The organism is Amycolatopsis solani (assembly GCF_033441515.1).
Taxonomy (GTDB): Bacteria; Actinomycetota; Actinomycetes; order Mycobacteriales; family Pseudonocardiaceae; genus Amycolatopsis; species Amycolatopsis solani.
This window is the reverse complement of record NZ_JAWQJT010000002.1, coordinates 1,908,015-1,926,030: the sequence shown is the minus strand read 5'-3', so window position 1 is coordinate 1,926,030 and position 18,016 is coordinate 1,908,015. Positions and strand designations below refer to the sequence as shown.

Below are 18,016 nucleotides of genomic sequence, written 5' to 3'. Positions count from 1 at the left end.
CCGGCGCGCGATGGGCGTGGAGGGGACGCGAAATGAGGAACGGCAGACCGGCCTGGCCACCTGAGCCATGATTCCGGTGACGCCGGTGCACGCCGGCGGCTGGCCATTGACGGACCGGCGCCGCCCGCTGCGGCGGATCGCGGATGCCGCGCACCGCGGCGACGTGTTCGGCGTGGTGGTGTCCGGGTGCGCCGGGATGGGCAAGACGCGGCTGCTCACCGAGGCGATGCACCGTGCGGTCAAGCAGGGCACCGCGGCGCTCTGGGGCGCGGCCGCGATCCCGGACGTCGCCGCCGCGCCGGGCCGTCCGGTGCTGTGCCTCGACGACGTGCACCTGCTGGACGGCCCGGCCGTCACCGAGGCACTGCGGCTGGCGACGAGCGGCGCCGCGTTCGTGCTGTGCACGGCGAGCAGCGAAGAACCGGGACCGCCGCCGCTCGCCGCGCTGAACGCTTCCGACGGCTTCACGCAGCTCACGTTGGAACCGTTGTCGTGCGAAGGAATCGCGGAACTGCTGGCCGAGGTGCTCGGCGGCCAGGTCGACGGGGCACTGGTGCACTGGTCGTGGCGTTTCTCCGGCGGCAACCCGATGCTGCTGCGGCGCCTGGTCGAAGACATGGGCGATCGCGCCGCGCTGGGGGAGAAGCACGGGCTGTGGCGGCTGGAGCGCTGGTGGACGCCCGGGTGGCGGCTGTCCGCCCCGGAGCTCGCCAAGCTCCGCGACCTCGATCCCGAAGCGAGGTCGGTGGCGCAGGGGCTGGCGCTGTGCGAACCCTGGGAGACCGGCCTGGCCGAACTGGTCTTCGACGCCGACGCGCTCGCCGCGGTGGACGGGGCCGGGCTGCTCGACGCCGAGGTCGAGCAGCGGCGGCACCGGTTGCGGCTGCGCGATCCCCTGTGCGCGCGGGTGCTCGCGGATACCGTGCAGCCGTTGCACGCGCGGAAGGTGCACCGGCGGCTGGCCGACGCGCTGGAGGGCATCGGCGCCCGCCGCCGCGGCGACGGGGCCCGGCTGGCGGCCGGGCGGCTGGCGGCGGGTCAGTCGTGCCCGGCGAGCGCGTTCGTCACCGGCACCTGGGAAGCGGCCGCGGCCGGGGACCTCGACCTGGCGGAACGGCTCGCCGGCGCGGGCGCCCGATCGGGCGGCGGGTTCGCCGCGGCGCTCGCCCAGGCCGTCGTCGCCTACCTGCGCGGCCGCGCTGACGACGTCGAAACCGCGCTCACCGGCTGGCGGACGGCGGCGCGGCATGGTGGTGAGCGCGACCTCGCCGCCCTGCTGGCCCTGCGGTGCCGGGCGCGGCGCGGCCAGGGCGACGCCGTGGCGGACGCCGAGTTCGCGGGGTGCGGCCCCGGCCTGCCGTCGGTCGCCCGCGCGGAAGCCGCGCTCCGCCACTGGCGGGTCGGCACCGCGCTGGAACTCGCGGTGCCCCACGTGGGCTCGGCCGCCCCGGTCGTCGCCGTGGCCGCGGCCGAGACCGCCGCGGCCGCCGCCGCGCTGTCCGGCCGTTCGGAGCGGGCGCTCGACTTCGTCCGCCGCGGCGAGCTCGCGGGCCGGGCCCAGCCGGGCACCGGTCCCGCCGGCGAGACGCTGCTGCCGTGGTCCGCGCTGGCGCACGCGCTGGCCGGCCGGATCGCCGACGCGCGGCGGATCGCGGCCGACCGCTACCGCCACACGCTCGACCGGCGATCCGCCGAGGCGCAGGCGATCTGGGCGATGACCAGTGGCTACCTGGAGCTCCTGGCCGGCCGGGCGAGCGCGGCGGCCGGGCTGCTCCGGGAAGCGGCGGTCCTCGTCCGCGCGCACCCGTCCGGCTGGACGTGGCACCTGGAACCGCAGCTCTTCGGCTGGCTCGCCGAGGCGTCGGCGGTGCTGGGGGACACGGTCCGGGCGACCGCGGCGCTCGAGGAGGCCGATCGGTCGCTGCCGCCCGGGATCCCCGTCGGCCCCCGCAGCCGCGCCCGCGCCTGGATCGCCTGCGCACGCGGCGACCTACCGGCCGCGCGCCGCACCGCCGTGGCGGCCGCGGAGGAGGCGGCCGAGGCCGGGGCGGCCGGCTTCGAAATGCTGGCCTGGCACGACGTCGTCCGCCTGGGCGGGCCCCAACGCGAGCTCGGGCGGGCGGAAGACCGGCTGGCCCGGCTGACCCACGGGGTCGACGGCACACTGGTTTCGACGCTCGCCGAGCACGCCGCCGCGGTCGTCGTCGGGGACGCTTGGTGGCTGGAGCGGACTTCCGAGTGGTTCGCGGACCGGGGTTTTCTCCTGTATGCGGCCGAGGCCGCCGTCCGGGCGAGCGCGATCCACCGGCGGAGCGGGCGGACCGGGGACGCCGTCAAGGCCGCCGCGCTCGGCCAGACACTGGCCCAGTCCTGCGCGGGCGCCCGTACGCCGGGGCTGGTGGCGGCCGCCGCACCGGCCGCGCCGCTGACGGCCCGGGAGCGCGAGATCGCTTTGCTCGCCGCCGAGGGACGCCCGAGCCGGGCGATCGCGGACCGGTTGACGTTGTCCGTGCGGACGGTGGACAACCACCTGCACCGGATCTACCTGAAGCTGGGCATCACCGGCCGAGACGAGCTGACCGGCGCCCTCGCCGGCCGGGTCCACTGGTGAGCCGGCGGTGATTGCGGCGCCGCGGTTCCGCGCGCGGGGTGGGCCGCGGCGGGGTGGTTGGAGCCGGTCGTGGTGGCTGTCCCGCGGCTCGGCGGTTCCGCGCGGGGTGGGCCGCCCCGCGCGGTCAGAGCCGGCCGTGGTTGCTGCACCGCTGTCCGGTACTTCCGCGCAGGGCGAGGAAGTGCGCCACCACGTCGTCGCGGTACCGGTCGCCGGCGCCGGGGTTGTGCCGGGAGGCGACGTGCGCGCAGACGCGTTCGTCGGTGGCCGACGCGGTGGCCGGGTCGGCGCGGAAGGCGTCGACGATCCGGCGGACCCGCGCGCGGCCGAGCTCGAGCCCCTGGTCGGCGGTCGCCGCGGCCTCGATCCGGGGACCGGCCGGCTGCCTGCTCACCGCGAGCCGTTGCCACGCCGCGCCGTCCTCGCCCCAGTTGCCGCGCGCGTAGGCGAACAGGTCGGTTTCGCGGATCCCGAGCCGCGCGGGCCGGGCCGAGGCCGTCATGACGTCGGCCGCCCCCTCCCGCGCGGAGACGCGGCGTTCCAGCGTCGCCCGGCGCTGCGCGTCCGCCAGCTGGCCCGCGGCCGACACCCCCGCGAACCGGCGGTCCGCCGCGTCCGCGCGGGCGAACAGCTGAGCCTGGCCGAGCGCCTGCAGCTGCCCGAGCCGGACCGCGACCGCCGTGCCGGTTTCCGCGCGCAGTTCCCGGAAGTCGAACATCGTCGTGACCTCCGTCAGGCCGAAGCCGGTGGCGGTGAGCAACGGCTGGTTGGCCGGGTCGGCGGCGAACGCGGCCGGGTCGGCGCCCGGTGCGTTGGCGTGGATCCGTCCCCACAGCCGTCGCGTCGCGGCCGCGACGTCCCGGGCCGAGGTGAGTTCCGGCCGGGTCAGCCCGAAGCCGGTCAGCGCCGCGTCGTCTAGCGCGAGGAGGGCGTCGATCGCCCAGGGCGTGGTGGCCTGCACCTGGCTGGCCATGCTGGCCCGGACGCCGGCGCTCGTGTGCATCGACGATTCCACAGCCCGCTCGCCGGTTTCGTGCTGCGCGATCGCGCGGACGATGTCGGGGACGAGCGGGTCGGCCGGCGGCACCGGCAGCGGGAACGGCCACCACTCGGCCTCGCCCGCCTGGTCCGCGCGGGCGACGTGCGGGACGTCGGCGCCGGGGTCGGCCAGCATCCGCCAGCCGTAGGCACGGGGGATGGCGCCGTGCGCGAGCGTGGTGGCCTCGACCCGGTAGCGCGACGCCACCGGCGAGCCGGCCAGCGCGGTCCGCAGGGCTTCCGCGACGGTGACGCTGCCGCGTTCGGTTCCTTCGTGGCGCCGGAAGAAGACCCGCAGCGAACCCCGCCGGCCGGGGTCGGTGCGGTCGAGCTCGATCCGGCGGCGGACCCAGCTGACGAGCGGTCCGACCGGGCCGTACAGCGCGTCGAAGGTCTGGATTTCGTCCGGATCGGTGTGCGCCAGCACCCGCGTCAACGCCGTGCCCCCGCCCGAATGCGCGGTGAGGATGAGCCGTCCCGCGGTGATCCCGGGCGAGCCGGCGCGTTCGGCCACCGCGGCCAGCGCCAGCGAAATCAGCTCGGTCAGCTTCCCGGGCGCCATGAGCTGCGGGAAGTCGTAGCCGTTCCCGCTGCGTCCGCCGAAGTGGTTCCCCCGGGGCAGCAGGCCGATCGTCGGCCGGGTCCGGCGGGCCGCGTCGGCGCCGCCGTCGGGATCGGCGAAGTCGAGCCCGCTGTTCGGGGCCTTGTCCCGGACGATGTCCATGGCGGACCGCCGCCCGGAGTAGCCGTGGAAGTGCACGACGACGTCGGCCGACTGCGTCCCGGCCGGCAGTTCGTTCCACCGGATCAGCAGATCGGGCGGGGTGCCGCGGTGCGGACGCAGCAGTTCGACGTCGTTCAGCACGAGCTCGCCCGCCGGGAGCGCGACGCTCTCTTCCGGGGACGACTCGGTGGCCCCGGTGTGGCGCCAGTGCCAGTACTCGGTGATCGAGGGGTCCTGTTCGAAGTGGAACCGGGCGGCGTTGGCCGACAGCCACGCGAACAGGCGCGAAGTCAGCCAGCGCGGGTTGTCGCCCCGGCGGGCGCTGAGCCGGACGCCGTCTTCGGTGACGCCGAGGTCGAGCGCCCGGCCGTCGTTGTGCAGGCTGTGCCCGGGAGCGCCGAGCCACCGCCCGATCTCCCTGGCGAGGGAGTCGGCGGCGGCACTCCCGTGCACCCCACCGGGAAGCGCGGCGCGGCTGTCTTCGGTTTCCCGGTAATACCGCGGAAAGCCTTGCTGCCACAGCGAGAACTGCCGCGACGCGGACCGATAACCGGACACCACGCCGACCCGGCTCCGCCCCCCGAGCTCCCCCCGCGCCGCGGCGAGCATGGCCACCGCATCCGCGGCGGCGGCCGTCCGGAGCTGGTGCCCACCTTCCACAGTGGACAGTTCGGAGGCGGGCACATCGGCGACGTAGGGCCGGATCCGTTCGGAGTTCGCCACGTGCCGGGCGAAGACCTCGGCCATGAACCGGAGCTGGTCGGGGGTCGCACCGGGCCAGTCGGGAACCCGCCCGTGGGTGTCTTCGGCAAACTCATCGGAGACGACCAGTGACGACGTCATGAGCGGCTGTCCTTTGCTCGGCACATGCGGTGCGGGGTCCGGGAGACCGGCCAACTCCCCGGCAGCACCCGGCTGGGCTTGCGGTGCGGCGGTGACGACCGCCGGGGTCGTCGGCGGGGATGGGGGGTCGAGGGGTAGGAGGCCGGGCAGGTCACCGGCGGGTGCGACCGGGGCGGCGGTCGGCGGTGGTGCGGCGGATTGGGCTGCCGGCGCGGTCGTGAGCGTCGGGGTCGCCGCTGTGGCTGGGGGATCGAGGGGCAGGAGGCCGGGCAGGTCACCGCCGGGCGCGACTGCCGCAGTGGTGGCGGCGGGTGGCGGTGGTGCGGCTGCCGCGGTGGTGGCAGGTGGCGGTGGTGCGGTGGGTTGGGCTGGTGGCGTGGTTGCGACCGCCGGTGTCGTCGGTGGGGCTGGGGGATCGAGCGGTAGGAGGCCGGGCAAGTCGCCGGCGGGTGCGACCGGGGCAGCGGTCGGCGGCGGTGCGGTGGGGCGGGCTGGTGGCGCGGTCGTGACCGCAGGGGGCGCCGGTGGTGGTTCGAGCGCCACGAGACCGGGCAAGTCGCCGGCGGCGGGACTGGTGGGAGCGGTCGGCGACGTCAGCCCGGCGGGTGGTGCGGTCGGCGGTGCGGGTTCGGCGGGGGGCGCCGCCACGGCCGCCGGGGGTGGTGGGGGCGCGATTGCCGGGGTCGTCGGTGCGGGTGGCGGGTCCAAGGGCAGGAGGCCGGGCAAGTCGCCGGTCGGCGTGGCCGGAGCGGAAGCGGTCGGTGGGGCCGGGGTCGGCGCGCCCACGCCCGCTGGAGTGTCAGGTGTGGCCGCGCCCGGTGGAGTGGCTGGCGTGGCCCCGCCCGGCGGAGTGGTGGCGCCGCCCGGTGGAATGGCCGGCGTCGCCCCGCCCGGCGGACTGGTGGCCCCGCCCGGTTGAGTGGTGGCCGGCGCGGGTTGTGTTGTTGCGCCGCCGGTTCCCGGGCGCGTCGGCCGTGAAGGGGCCCGGCGTCCCCGTCTCGAGCGCCGCACCGCCTCGTCCGGTTCCGCCACGCTCTCGTCGGGCGCGAAGGTCGCCTCCGCAGCCTCGGACTCCGCCGCCGGCCGCCCACCTCGGGCCAGCGCGGCAGCGGCCCGGCAGGCGGCCGCCGCGTTGACGCGGCCCGACCCGAAGCGCAGCAGCTCCGGCTGGTTGGCCGCCGGGTCGCGGAGGGCCGTGTGGCGCAGGATGCGCAGGGTCTCCTCCGCCGTCAGGCGCCGCGGTGCCGCAGCCTGGTTCATCAGCGCGATCGTGCCCGCGACGTGCGGGGTCGCCATGCTGGTGCCGCTCTTGACCGTCAGCTCGTCGGACGTCCGGCCGGTTTCGGTGCGCGTACTCGACTTCGCCGCCTTGATCGCGTAACCGGGCGCGGCGAGGTCGGGCTTGAGCCTGCCGTCGCGGGTCGGGCCGGCGCTGCTGAACGCCGCGGGCGCGCCGCGCTCCAGGTCGAGGGCCGCGACCGCGATGCTGCGCTCGCCGCCGGCGATCGTGCCGATCGTGGTGGCCGGGTTGGCGACCGCGCCGGGGAACCGTGACTGCGCCCGCACGGACGCCCGCTCGATCCAGGCGTGCCACGCGCCGTCGGAAACGCGGTCGCCGCGCAGGCGCAGCGTCCACGTTCCCGCCGGGGCCCTCGGCTGCACCAGCGCGTTGATCAGGTTGTCGCCGTTGTTGGGGTCCCACCGCCGGTGGAACAGCGCGGCCAGCGTGCCCCGCTCGTCGGTGGCGACGTCGTCGTCGCCCAGTGCCGCGCCGGCGACCCGGGTGCCGGCCGGATCGAGCAGCTCGACGTCGAGCCGGTCCTCGCCGGGGTACCAGACCTCGATCTCGGCGACGCCGTGGCCGCGCTCCGGCAGGATCCACGGCAGGCTGAGCACGTCGCCGGCGCGGATCCGGCCGGCCGCGTGCAGCCGGGCGTCGAAGTAGTTGCCGGCGCTGACCACGACCTGGCGGCCGGGCTTCTCGGCGAGCAGCGCGTCGATGCCTTGCACGACCAGCGGGCTCTGGTCCTTCGGGCCGCCCGTCCGCCCGAACGAGCACCCGATCACCACCGGCCGGTCGAGTTCGTCGGCCACGTCGGTGACGTACCGGATGGCTTCCAGGATCCGGACCGAGTCCCCGAGGGTGTCCTCGACCCGCGTGTCGTCTGCCTTCAGGTGCACGAAAACGAGGTCGGCACCGGGGGCCACGCCGGGAGCCGCGCCCGGGGCGCGGCCGCTGCCGGCGGCGATGTCGAGCACGTGGGTGCCGTGCGTCCCGGTGCGCGTGGGGTCGGCGTCGGCGGGGTCGTAGCCGAGCGCGGTGTAGACGTCGCCGGTGACGAGCGCCGCGTCGATCTGTTCGCGGGTGAAGACCCGGCCGTAGCCGAACGGCGCCGGGCTGGACGGTGTTTCCGCGCCCCGCTGGTCCCACAGCCGCAGCAGCCGGGTGCCGCCGTTGCCGTCGCGGAAGTTCGCGTGCCCGGCGTCGACACCCCAGTCGACGACGCCGAGCAGCGTGCCGCTGCCGTCGATCCCCTCGGGCAGGCCGACGACGCGGAGCTGCTCCGGGGACGCACCGAGCGCCGGCACGGACCGGGCCAGCGTCGGCGCGTACGTGCGGCCCGCTTTCAGGCTGGCCACGTTCGGGTCCGCCCGCACGGCCAGCAGCCGCTCGAGTGGCACCCGGGCCGTGACGACGTCCCCGAACCGGGCGACCACCCGCAGGTCCTGGACCGCGGTGGCCCGGTCGTGCAGCCGCGCGATGACGGCCAGTTCCGTGCCCGGCGCGGTCCCGGCTCCGGCGAGCAGGTGCGCTTTGAGCGCGGGATCGAACTGCGGCGTTCCGGTCACGAAGACTCGCCTCCCATCGCCGTCCGGACGCGGATCGCCGCGTCCGGACGGCCCGGTTGCCCGTGCGCCGTCACTTCGCCGGACCGGCGGCGACGGCCTTCCTCCGGGTGCTCGCGGACTCCTCGCCGTTGGGCCGGGCCCGTTCGGTGACGGCCTTGCCGCCGTCCGGCATCGACGTCGCCAAGTCCACTATCGCCTGCAGCTTGTCCGCGATCTCCTGCGAAGCGATCCGCTGGAGCACCGCGTCGGCCTGCAGCCGGGCGAGGTCGATCGTGCCGCCGCCCTGGATGACGTCGAGGAGCAGGTCCGCGGCCGCGTTGACCGCCTGCGCCTCGTCGACGAGCGACTGCTTCGCCTGCTGGACGGCGCCCAGCGCGCCGATCGTGCCCCGCATGTTCGAGGCGATCGGGATGGTGTTCAGCAGGACCGCCTGCTGGCTGCGCCGCTGCACCTCCTTGCCGCTGGAGAGCAGCAGGATGATCGGGATCAGCGATTCGTTGTACATGATCGTCTCCTCCCCGTCGGGTCTAGGCGGTCTTGGTGCCCAGGCTCCCGGTCAGCACGAGGACGAGGATCAGCATGGTCATCATGTTGTTGTTGGCATCGCCGCCGCCACTGCCGCCACCGTCTCCGCCCAGCCCACCGAGCAGCAGGAGGGGGAGCAGGATCAACGCGTTGTTGTTGGTGGTGCCCGAACTGCTCTGCCCGAGCACGGTCAGCAGCACGAACAGCATGGTCGTGTTCTGCGATTCCCGGCGCGCCTTGGTGATCGCCGTCGTGTTCGCCTTCTGCCACTTCGTCGTCTGGGCGCGCAGTTTCGCCAGTTCCCGGCGCTGGCGCTGATCGGCGTTGAAGACCGCGGTGACGCGGCTGGAGAGGCCGGCGACGTCCCGCTGGACGGTGTTCAGCCGATCGGTGTTGCGGTTGAGCCCGTTGCGCAGTGCGGTGATCGTCGAGTCGAAGTCGGTCTTGCTGACGACGCTCTGCGAGAGCTGCATCCTCGCCTGCCCCTGCGGGGTCGCGAGCACGGCGGCGGAAACCCCGCTGCCGGTCGGTGTGGTGACGCGGCCGAGCGGGCTGCGCCGCAGCGGAGCGAACCCGCCGCGGAACTGCGCCGAGGGCGCGGCTTCGTCGTCGTAGAGCCCTTCGTCGTCGGATTCCAACTCGTCGAAGGCCTCGTCCCAATCGGATTCGAAGGTGTCTTCGTCGTTCTCGTGCATGACCGGCATCGTGTTCTCCGTTGGTCGTTCCTCGTCGCTGCCCGAAATTCACTCAACTCGCCCGGTGTTGACCGATGCGCTCCGGATCCGCTCCTTCCTCGATCGCGTGCGTGGTGCGCTGCAGCACTCGAAGACCGGAACGGGCGAGCGCCGGTTCGATCCACAGCAGGAGTTCTTCGGTGCTCGGGTGCCGCCAGCCGGGGCCACCGGCACCGTGGCACCGACGGCACAGCTGGTTCAGGCCCCAGCACTCCCGGCAGGCGCCGAGGGTTTCTGCCACGAACTCGATCATTTCCTCGGAGACGCTCAACGCGGCTCGCAGCGAACCGATCCGCCGTTTGGCCGCGGCGAGCCGGTTCTCGAGTTCTTCGACCCGTTTCTCTTGCTCGCTTTCGCCGCCGGAGCCGGCCATCTGGCTGAGCAGGGTCGACATCAGCGGGTCCATGGCCGGCCCGTCACCGCCGGCGGTTTCGGCGGAACCGCCGCCGTTCTGCGCGGCCAGCTGCTTGGTGAGCAGCGCCATCATCGCCGGGTTCATCCGCTCAGCACCCCTCGATCGGCTCGTCGCCGAGTTCGGGTGGCGGCCCGGCCCGGCGTTCGTCGAATTCGCCGTACTCGCCGGTCGGGCCGTAGTAGGACGTCTCGTACTCGGCGAAGTCCTCCCAGGCCGCGTCGTCGGTGGCCGGATCCGACCGGTCGACCGCCGGGGCCGGCGGTGCGGCTCCCGGCTGCGCCGCCATGGACTGCACGAGCTGCGCCAGCGCGGGCAGGAGCAGAGCCAGCTGTAGCGCGGTCCCGTCTTGCGCCGGTGCCTGCGGTGGCACGACCCCGGGCCGGACAGTCGGAACCGGTGCGATCGGCCGAGGCAACGGCGCGGGGCGGCCTCCCGGCGCGGGCGGGGAAACCACGGCGGGCGCGGGTGCGGGCGTCGGCGCGGGTGCGGGCGCCGGTGCCGGGGGCCGCGGCCGGGGCGGGGCGGGCGGGCGCGCCGGTGGCTGCGGGGCGGTCGCCTGGGAGATCGCCGAAAGGCCGGCGCCGATCCCGGCGCCGATCAGCGCTCCCCACGGACCGGCCGCGGCACCCGTGGCCGCGCCGGTGGCGGCGCCCGCACCCAGCCCGGCGAGGAACTTCCCGACGTCTTCCTGGTCCGGGAACTCCTCGATGAACAGGAAGGGCTCGGACTCGTCGTCGGTGACCCATTCGAACGGGGTGTTCGCGAACTCGGCCCATTCGGCGGCGCTCGGCCTGGCCAGGCCGACCAGTGCCCATTCCGTGGTGTCGTCGCAGGTCGCGTCGGCGAGCACGGACAGGTGCAGGTGTTTCGTGTGCGGGTTGGCGCCGCGGTAGGTCCGCCACTCCCACGGCGACGGGCCGGCGTCCCCCGCCATGATCCGCCGGTTCCAGATGACGTACTTGATCCGCCGGTCACGCCCTTGTTCGAGGGTGTCGGCGAGCCGCTGCCCGTCGAGCCCGCCCGCCGGGTCGTGCGTGAAGTCCCGCGCGGTGACGATTCCGGTCGGGTCACCGGGCAGGTGGAACCAGGGGTTGTGGTCGCTGTCGCGCGAAGCGTGCGCGGCGTCGCCGATCCCGCCGTCGCTCGAGCGGTCGCGGCCCGGCGCGATCGTGTTCAGCTGGGCCCGCAGGACTTCGAGCGATCGTGCGACTCGCCATGCCATGACTGGCCTCCCTCGCCGTGGGACCACAGTGACCCGCCGGTCTCGGCGGTGCGATCCAGGATCGCCGTCACGGCCGCGCACGTCGTGAGCAATCGCTACTCAACTGCGGGAGCCGGGCGCTACTCAGGCATTGCTCAGCACTCCCCGTCAGCGAAGGGATGCCCGCGCGCCCCGGGCCACCGCACCGGCCACCGCGGCCAGTGCGGGGGAGTCCAGCTTCCACTGCTGCCAGTGCAGCGGCACGTCGAGCGGCCGGTCCGGAGCGAGGTCCACGAGCGCCGCACCCCGCGTGGCCGCTTGGATCTCCGGCACCATGCCCCAGCCGAGTCCCGCGGCGACGGCGTCCACGAAGGATTCCGAAGCCGGGATGTGGTGGCAGACCAGCGTGAAGCTCCGGCGGCGCGTCAGGCCGCGGAGGAAGCGGTCCTGCAGGTCGTCCTTGCGGTCGAACACGATCACCGGCGCGGTGGGGAGGGCCGACGGCAGGGGAGCCGCCGACAGCCACTTGGCGACGAACGCCGGCGACGCCATCGCCCGGTAGCGCATGCGGCCCAGCCGCACCGACGTGCAGCCCTGGACCGGTTGGGGCGACGCCGTTACCGCGGCCATCACAAGGCCTTCGCGGAGCAGGGCCGCGGTGTGGTCCTGGTCTTCTCGTTGGAGGTCGAAGCAGATGGCGTCGGGGACTTCGGCCAGTGCCGGCAGGAACCAGGTGGCCAGGGAGTCCGCGTTGACCGCGATCGAGAGGGTGCGGACCGACGAGCCGAGGCCCAGTTCGGACAGCGCGTCCTGCTCCAGCTGCGCCAGTGACCGCGCGAACCGGACCAGAACCTGGCCCGACGCCGTCAGCTGGATCGGCTTGGTGCGCAGGAGCAGCACCCGGCCGGTGCGCTGCTCGAGAGCTTTGACGCGCTGGCTGACCGCCGAGGGCGTTACGTGCAGGACCGCCGCCGCGGCGTCGAAGCTTTGCTCGTCCACGACGGCCAGCAGCGTGCGGACCTGGTCGAGTGGGAGATCGGACATCACGAGCGCTAATGTTACGTAAGAATCTTTAGCTGGAGTAACCCAGCCGGACGGCCGTACCGTGACTGCGTGTTCACGCTTCTCCTGGCCGGGTTCGGGACCGGGCTGTCCCTCATCGTCGCGATCGGTTCACAGAACGCCTTTCTCTTGCAGCAAGGGCTGCGCGGGGGTGCGGTGGCGCCGCTGGTCGTCATCTGCGCTGTCTCCGATCTGGTGCTGATCGGGCTCGGGGTGAGCGGGATCGGGGCGGTGCTGGAGCGGTGGCCCACCGCCATCGGGGTCATCGCCGTCGGCGGCGGGGCGTTCCTGCTCGGCTACGGCGTCTTAGCGGCCCGGCGGGCGTTCCGGCCGTCGGTCATGACGGTCGGAGACGACACGACGCCGCTGCGGAAGGCCGTGCTGGCGTGCGTGGCCTTCACCTGGCTCAACCCGCACGTCTACCTGGACACCGTCCTGCTGCTCGGCTCGGTCGCCGTCGCCCACGGAGACGGACGGTGGCTGTTCGGCGTGGGGGCCGGGATCGCCAGCGCCGTCTGGTTCAGCGCGCTCGGGTTCGGGGCCAAGCGGCTCGCCGGGGTGTTCGCCAAGCCCGTCGCGTGGCGCGTGCTGGACGTCGTGATCGCCGTGACGATGACGGGGCTGGGCGTGACGATGCTGCTCAGCCGGGTTTAGGTCACCAGAGCTGCCCGCGTTCGGTGGCCGGCGGGCGCTCCAGTTCCAGCAGGAACTCCTTCCGTTTCAGGCCGCCCGCGTACCCGGTCAGCTTGCCGTTCTTGCCGACGACCCGGTGGCACGCGACGAAGATGCTCAGCGGGTTGCGGCCCACGGCCGCGCCGACCTCGTGGGGGAGCCCGCCGACGGCTTGGGCCAGGTCGCCGTACGTCGCCGTGGTGCCGTACGGGATTTTGGCGATCTCGGCCCAGACCGCGCGGTCGAAGGCGGGGCCGGCTGCCTGCGTCGGGACGTCGAACGCGGTGCGCTGGCCGGCGAAGTACTCCTTCAGCTGGTGGACGGCGTCCGGGAAGGCGGTGTCATCCCGTTCTCCGAAGGCGGTGCGGTCCGGGCGGGTCCAGTGGTTCGGGAAGTACACGCCCGTCACGACGTCGTCGGTGCCGACCAGGGTCAGGGTGCCGATGGGGGAATCCAGTGCGAGGTGTTTCATCTGCTCTCCCAGGTTGTGCCGTCTGCTCGGGTGCCGCGTAGTCCGGGCAACGCGAAGTCCGCGAGCGTGGAGGTGGTGACTGTCCGGTGTGGACTCCAGGATGTCGAGAGCTGGAGCCGTTTCACCATTCCGGCCCAGCCCGCCGGGGTGGCGCTGACCACCCAGAGGTCCGGGGCCGGGGTGGCGAAGCGCCGGGCGTGGCGCAGCCATGACGCCGCCGTTTCCGGCCACGCCACCGTGGCGAGCACGAGGCCGCCCCATGTTGCGGCGATTCGGGCACCGTCGGTGCGCGAAGTCGGATCGGCGGCGGTGCCGACCACGATGTGGCGGGCGCGGCCGATCAGGGCCACGAGCGCCTCGAGTTCGGCGCCGGTCATGCTGTGGTGAGGAGTGCCGGGCCGGCGGGCTGACGGTGGGGTGAGGGGTTCACGCGCGCCTCCGGGTTCGCGGTTGTCGTGCTGTGTCTTGGGGAGTGGGGCCGGTGGCTTGACGGTGCCTGGGTTCGCGGGCTGTCGCGCTGTGGTGCGGGGCGGGCCGGGTGTTGGTGGCGCGCGGGAGTGGGGTGCGGGGCGGGCCGGGTGCTCGGGTCGTGGGTTGTCGCGCTGTGGTGCGGGGTCGGAGGGTGGCGGTGCCTCGGGAGGTGGGTGTGGGTCGGCTGTGGGGTGGTGCGCCAGGGGCGCGGGGTTGCGAGGCCGGCCGGGTGGCGGTGCCTCGGGAAGTGGGTGTGGGTCGGCTGTGGGGTGGTGCGCCAGGGGCGCGGGGTTGCGAGGCCGGCCGGGTGGCGGTGCTTCGGGAAGTGGGTGCGGGCCAGCCGTGGGGTGGTGCGCTAGGGGCGTGGGTTGCGAGGCCGGCCGGATGGCGGGGCCTCGGGTGTCATGCCGCGTCGTGGAAGACGAGGCCCAGGGTGTGGCGGCGGCCGGTGCGGACTGCTGATACGCCGTGGCGGACTGGGGCTGCCGACCAGCCGCGGGCGGAGCGGACCGGGCGGTCGCGGGTGGTGAAGACCAGGCCGTGGCCCTGCGGGATGAGCGTTGCCGTGCCGCGGGATTGTGCTCGCGGGCGCTGCTCCACCAAGAGGAACTCGCCGCCGGTGTGGTCGGTGCCCGGGTTGTTCAGGTTGATCACCACCTGGAGGGGGAACACCTTGTCGCCGTAGAGGTCACGGTGCAGGGCGTTCCAGCCGCCTGTCTCGTAGCGCAGCAGGATCGGTGTCGGGCGCCGTTGGCCCGCCGCGTGGCAGATCGCGAGCCACTCGTCCAAAGTGGACGGCCACTCCGCCTCCCGGCCCAGCCGCGCGGACCAGTCCCGCGCGATCGGCAGCAGCCGCGGGTAGAGCGCCTGCCGCAGCCGCTGGACGGGCTCCGGGAACGGCGCGGCGAAGTAGTGGTAGTCGCCGTTGTCCCCGAAGCGGTGGCGGCGCAGGTTCACCGTCGCCCGGAAGTGCGATGGTTCGTCCCACAACGCCACCAGCTGCGCGCAGTCCGCCGGCGTGAGCAGCTGGGGCAGGAGCGCGCAGCCGTAGTCGTCGACCTCCGCCGCCACCGCGGCCCAGTCGGCCGCGGCGACGCGTTTCTCGAAAGTGCTCATACCTGGTAGACGCTGCGGCGGAGCGAAACGTGAGATCGGAACCTCAAGCTGCTTCCATCGTGAGCAGCAGCCGCTTCGCCTCCTCGCCGCCGGCGTACTGGCCGTACGAGCCGTCGGAGCGGACGACTCGGTGGCAGGGCACCACCAGCGGCAGCGGGTTCAGCGCGCATGCCGTGCCGACCGCGCGGACGGCCTTCGGGCTGCCCGCCGCCGCGGCGACCTGGGCGTAGCTCTCTGTGTGGCCGTACGTGATCTCCGGCAGGTGCTCCAGCACGGACAGGCGGAATCCGCGGGCGAGCCGGAAGTCGAGGGGGACGTCGAAGGAGTGGCGTCCGCCGGCGAAGTACTCGTCGAGCTGGCGGACGACCGGGTCGAGGCGGGCCGGGGCGTGGAGGATCCGGGGGCTGATGAGCGAGGCCAGCTCGGCCAGCACCGCGTCGTGGTCTTGGCGGTCGAACGCCACCTTGACCAGTCCCTGCTTCGTCGCGGCGAGCAGCAGGGAGCCGACCGGGGTGTCGAGTGTCCGGTAGGCGACGTCCAGCAGGCCTTCGCGGTCGGCGGCGGCGGCGAGCTGGGCGTGCAGGGGGTTCGGGTCGAGCTGGTAGAGCTCTGGAGCAGCGAAGAAGATGTCCGTCATGAGTGCGCTCCTTCCAAGGGGTAAGTGCTGCGCAGTGCCTTGACGCCGTCGGCGGCGGCGCGGCGTGCGGCGTCCGCGGTGCCCCCGGTGATCTCCGCGATTTCGCGGTACGGCAGCCCGGCCAGATAGTGGTAGGCGACGGCGAGGCGTTGCTTGTCCGGCAACCTCGCCAGCGCGTCCCACAGGTCGCCGGTGAACGTCTCCGCGCGGCCCGGCCGGTCCGGGATTTCCCCGACCGGCAGTGGGCGGCGGGCTTGCGCGCGGGTGACGTCGATGGCCTTGCGGTGCGCGATCGTGACGAGCCACGCCTGGACGTTCGCGTCCGCCGGCAGTTCCGGGTACGCCCTCAACGCCGACAGGAAGGTCTCCGACCAGGCGTCCTCGGCGTCGGCGGGGCCGAGGACGGCCCGGCAGACGCGGAGCACCATCGGCCCGTGCTCGGCCACGATCTGCTCGAACGGTTTCACGATCACACCTTGAAGACGTCCGGGGCGGCCGGAACGTGAGGTCACTCCTTCGGGGTACCGGTGACGACGGTCGCGCCCAGCTCGTCGGCCGAGTGCACCTCCGGCGTCAGCCCGGCCGCCGTGAACACGCCCGCCAGCACCGGTGCCTGCCGCTCACTCGATTCCACCAGCACGGTCCCGCCCGGTGCCAGCCAGGACGGCGCGCCCGCGGCGACCCGGCGGGCGAGATCGAGTCCGTCCGACCCGCCGTCGAGGGCGGCACGCGGTTCGTGCAGGCGCGCCTCGGGCGGCATGGTCGCGACGGCGTCCGAAGGCACGTACGGCACGTTCGCCAGCAGGACGTCGACCCGGCCGCGCAGCGACGGCGGCAGGGCGTCGTAGAGATCGCCCTGGTGGACGTGCGCGCCCGGCAGGTTGTCCCGGGCGCAGGCGACGGCCGCGGGCTCGACGTCCGCCGCGTGCAGCTCACGCGGCCGCACCGCCGCCGTGAACGCCGCGCCGAGCGCACCGGACCCGCAGCACAGGTCGAGCACCACCGGATCCGGCGGGGCGAGCGAAACGGCGACGTCGACGAGGAATTCGGTGCGGTGCCGCGGCACGAACACCCCGGGCCGCACGCGCACGCGCAGGCCGTGGAACTCCGCCCAGCCGAGCAGGTGCTCCAGCGGGAGCCCGGCGACCCGGCGGGCGACGAGGGACTCGAGCTCGGCCGGCGTCGCGGCGGCGTCGACGAGCAGCGCGGCCTCGTCCTCGGCGAACACGCAGCCGGCGGCGCGCAAGCGGGAGATGACGGATGAAGTGTCCACCGGGGACGGAGCCTACCGGACCTCCACCGCGTCCCCGACGTTCAGGCCGTCGAAGAACGCCGCCGAATCGGCGCCGGTCAGGTGGACGCAGCCGTGCGAAGGCGCGTCGAGCGGTCCCTCGTGGAAGGCGATGCCGCCCGCCGCGAAGAACACCGAATTGGGCATGTCGGTGCCGTAGACGCTGCTGCGGTGCTCGCGGTCCTTCCACACGACGTGGAACGCCCCGGCGGGAGTCGCCTGATCGGGTGGCCCGAACCCGGCCGGGACCGGGCCGCGCACAACCCGGCCGTCGCGCAGCAGCCAGGCCAGCCGCTGCGCCAGGCTCACGCAGGCGCCGGTCGTGACGGCGCAGACCCGCGCGGGTGGCGCGGTGGTGGTGGCGGGGGTGGTCGTGCGGGCCAGCGGCACCGGCTCCGCGATCGGGCTCGGCGTGGTCGTGCGCGGTGCCGAACAAGCCGCCGTGACCAGCGTCAACCCCAGCAGGGTCAGCACCCCGGTGCCGCGCATCCGCCATCCCCTCGTCGAAGGTCCTCCCGGGGAGCAGTACGGCTGAGCGGCCCCGAAGGTTGCGCCGGGCGTGCACGCGGGTTGTCCCAGCGTGCAGCGCGGCTACCGGCGCGGGTACCCGGACGGTCAAGGTCGAACCATGACCAAGCTGAGCGCCGAGCAGATCGCCCGGCACGCCTACGCGGCCGGGTTCCGGGGGCAGGGCCTCACCACCGCGGTGGCGGTCGCGCTGGCCGAGTCCGGCGGGCGGACGACCGCGCACAACGCCACCCCGCCGGACAACTCCTACGGCCTGTGGCAGATCAACATGCTGGGCGCGCTGGGGCCCGAGCGGCGCCACGAGTACCACCTGAAGTCGAACGACCAGCTGTTCGACCCGGCCACCAACGCCCGCGTCGCGAACCGCATCTCGAACGACGGGCACGACTTCACACCCTGGTCGACGTACACGAACGGCGCCTACAAGGACCACCTCGCCGCGGCGCGCAAGGCCGCGAAGGACGTCACCGCGCACCACGGCAAGCCGCCCGCGCAGAGCGGTGGCGGCGGGGCGCTGAAGGTGGACGACGCCGTGCTGCACGGCTACGTGCGGCGGACCCGGCACGTCGCCGACGCGCTGGGCGGCGCCACCGGGCAGCTGCGGGACGTCCGGGACATCGCCGAGGACAGCTTCGGCCGGATCGGCAAGGATTCGGGGTTCGCCGGCGCGCTGGCCGGCTTCGGGCTGGCGCTGCAGCGGCAGGTCAAGGGCGTGGGCACGCACGCCGACGGGCTGGCCTCGGCCGCGCAGAAGGCCGCCAAGACCTACCGCGAGCACGAGACGGCCACCGCGGCCGCGCTCGACGACCACGTCCGACGGAGCTGA

General features: G+C 74.2%; 16 protein-coding genes. 3 read left to right on the top strand and 13 right to left on the bottom strand.

The window, feature by feature from the left end:
• The first annotated feature begins 76 nt into the window (after positions 1-76).
• Entirely contained in the window at positions 77-2,611 is a 2,535-nt protein-coding gene (locus SD460_RS29390; protein WP_318307019.1) for a helix-turn-helix transcriptional regulator, read from the top strand.
• Positions 2,612-2,735: 124 nt separating this feature from the next.
• Here SD460_RS29390 and SD460_RS29385 read toward each other — a convergent pair whose 3' ends face one another.
• From SD460_RS29385 to SD460_RS29360, 6 genes are all read right to left on the bottom strand, one after another.
• Positions 2,736-8,066: a S8 family serine peptidase gene (locus SD460_RS29385; RefSeq protein WP_318307018.1), complete on the bottom strand. Its 5,331-nt coding sequence runs from the start codon at positions 8,064-8,066 to the stop codon at positions 2,736-2,738.
• Between the two features lie 70 nt (positions 8,067-8,136).
• A complete protein-coding gene (locus tag SD460_RS29380) occupies positions 8,137-8,571 on the bottom strand; it encodes a hypothetical protein (protein WP_290062048.1) in 435 nt (144 codons plus the stop codon).
• Positions 8,572-8,593: 22 nt separating this feature from the next.
• On the bottom strand, positions 8,594-9,286 hold the full coding sequence (locus SD460_RS29375; protein WP_290062046.1) for a hypothetical protein: 693 nt from the start codon (positions 9,284-9,286) through the stop codon (positions 8,594-8,596).
• Between the two features lie 52 nt (positions 9,287-9,338).
• Positions 9,339-9,824 (bottom strand): hypothetical protein, encoded by a 486-nt coding sequence (locus tag SD460_RS29370; protein ID WP_290062045.1) that lies wholly within the window; start codon positions 9,822-9,824, stop codon positions 9,339-9,341.
• 4 nt (positions 9,825-9,828) lie between these two features.
• Complete coding sequence (locus SD460_RS29365) at positions 9,829-10,962, bottom strand: hypothetical protein (protein ID WP_318307017.1); 1,134 nt, start codon at positions 10,960-10,962, stop codon at positions 9,829-9,831.
• 147 nt (positions 10,963-11,109) lie between these two features.
• On the bottom strand, positions 11,110-11,985 hold the full coding sequence (locus SD460_RS29360; protein ID WP_438860692.1) for a LysR family transcriptional regulator ArgP: 876 nt from the start codon (positions 11,983-11,985) through the stop codon (positions 11,110-11,112).
• Positions 11,986-12,054: 69 nt separating this feature from the next.
• Between SD460_RS29360 and SD460_RS29355 the strand changes: the two genes are divergently transcribed.
• Positions 12,055-12,657 carry a LysE/ArgO family amino acid transporter gene (locus SD460_RS29355; protein WP_290061145.1) on the top strand — a complete coding sequence of 201 codons (603 nt, stop codon included), beginning with the start codon at positions 12,055-12,057 and terminating at the stop codon, positions 12,655-12,657.
• A 1-nt stretch (position 12,658) separates the two neighbouring features.
• Here the strand turns inward: SD460_RS29355 and SD460_RS29350 are convergent, their stop codons facing one another.
• From SD460_RS29350 to SD460_RS29320, 7 genes are all read right to left on the bottom strand, one after another.
• Positions 12,659-13,147 (bottom strand): methylated-DNA--[protein]-cysteine S-methyltransferase, encoded by a 489-nt coding sequence (locus tag SD460_RS29350; protein ID WP_290061144.1) that lies wholly within the window; start codon positions 13,145-13,147, stop codon positions 12,659-12,661.
• Positions 13,144-13,524 (bottom strand): hypothetical protein, encoded by a 381-nt coding sequence (locus SD460_RS29345; protein ID WP_290061143.1) that lies wholly within the window; start codon positions 13,522-13,524, stop codon positions 13,144-13,146. The genes SD460_RS29350 and SD460_RS29345 overlap by 4 nt, the downstream gene beginning before the upstream one ends.
• 496 nt (positions 13,525-14,020) lie before the next feature.
• Positions 14,021-14,734, bottom strand: a complete 714-nt coding sequence (locus tag SD460_RS29340; protein WP_290061142.1) for a 2OG-Fe(II) oxygenase — start codon at positions 14,732-14,734, stop codon at positions 14,021-14,023.
• A gap of 43 nt (positions 14,735-14,777) precedes the next feature.
• Entirely contained in the window at positions 14,778-15,371 is a 594-nt protein-coding gene (locus SD460_RS29335; RefSeq protein ID WP_290061141.1) for a methylated-DNA--[protein]-cysteine S-methyltransferase, read from the bottom strand.
• A complete protein-coding gene (locus tag SD460_RS29330; protein WP_290061140.1) occupies positions 15,368-15,844 on the bottom strand; it encodes an RNA polymerase sigma factor in 477 nt (158 codons plus the stop codon). Before SD460_RS29330 ends, SD460_RS29335 begins: the two co-directional genes overlap by 4 nt.
• A 35-nt stretch (positions 15,845-15,879) precedes the next feature.
• A complete protein-coding gene (locus SD460_RS29325; RefSeq protein ID WP_318307016.1) occupies positions 15,880-16,644 on the bottom strand; it encodes a putative protein N(5)-glutamine methyltransferase in 765 nt (254 codons plus the stop codon).
• Between the two features lie 12 nt (positions 16,645-16,656).
• Entirely contained in the window at positions 16,657-17,151 is a 495-nt protein-coding gene (locus SD460_RS29320) for a L,D-transpeptidase (protein WP_290061136.1), read from the bottom strand.
• Positions 17,152-17,290: 139 nt separating this feature from the next.
• Here SD460_RS29320 and SD460_RS29315 point away from each other — a divergent pair, with 139 nt between their 5' ends.
• Positions 17,291-18,016, top strand: a complete 726-nt coding sequence (locus tag SD460_RS29315; RefSeq protein WP_290061134.1) for a transglycosylase SLT domain-containing protein — start codon at positions 17,291-17,293, stop codon at positions 18,014-18,016.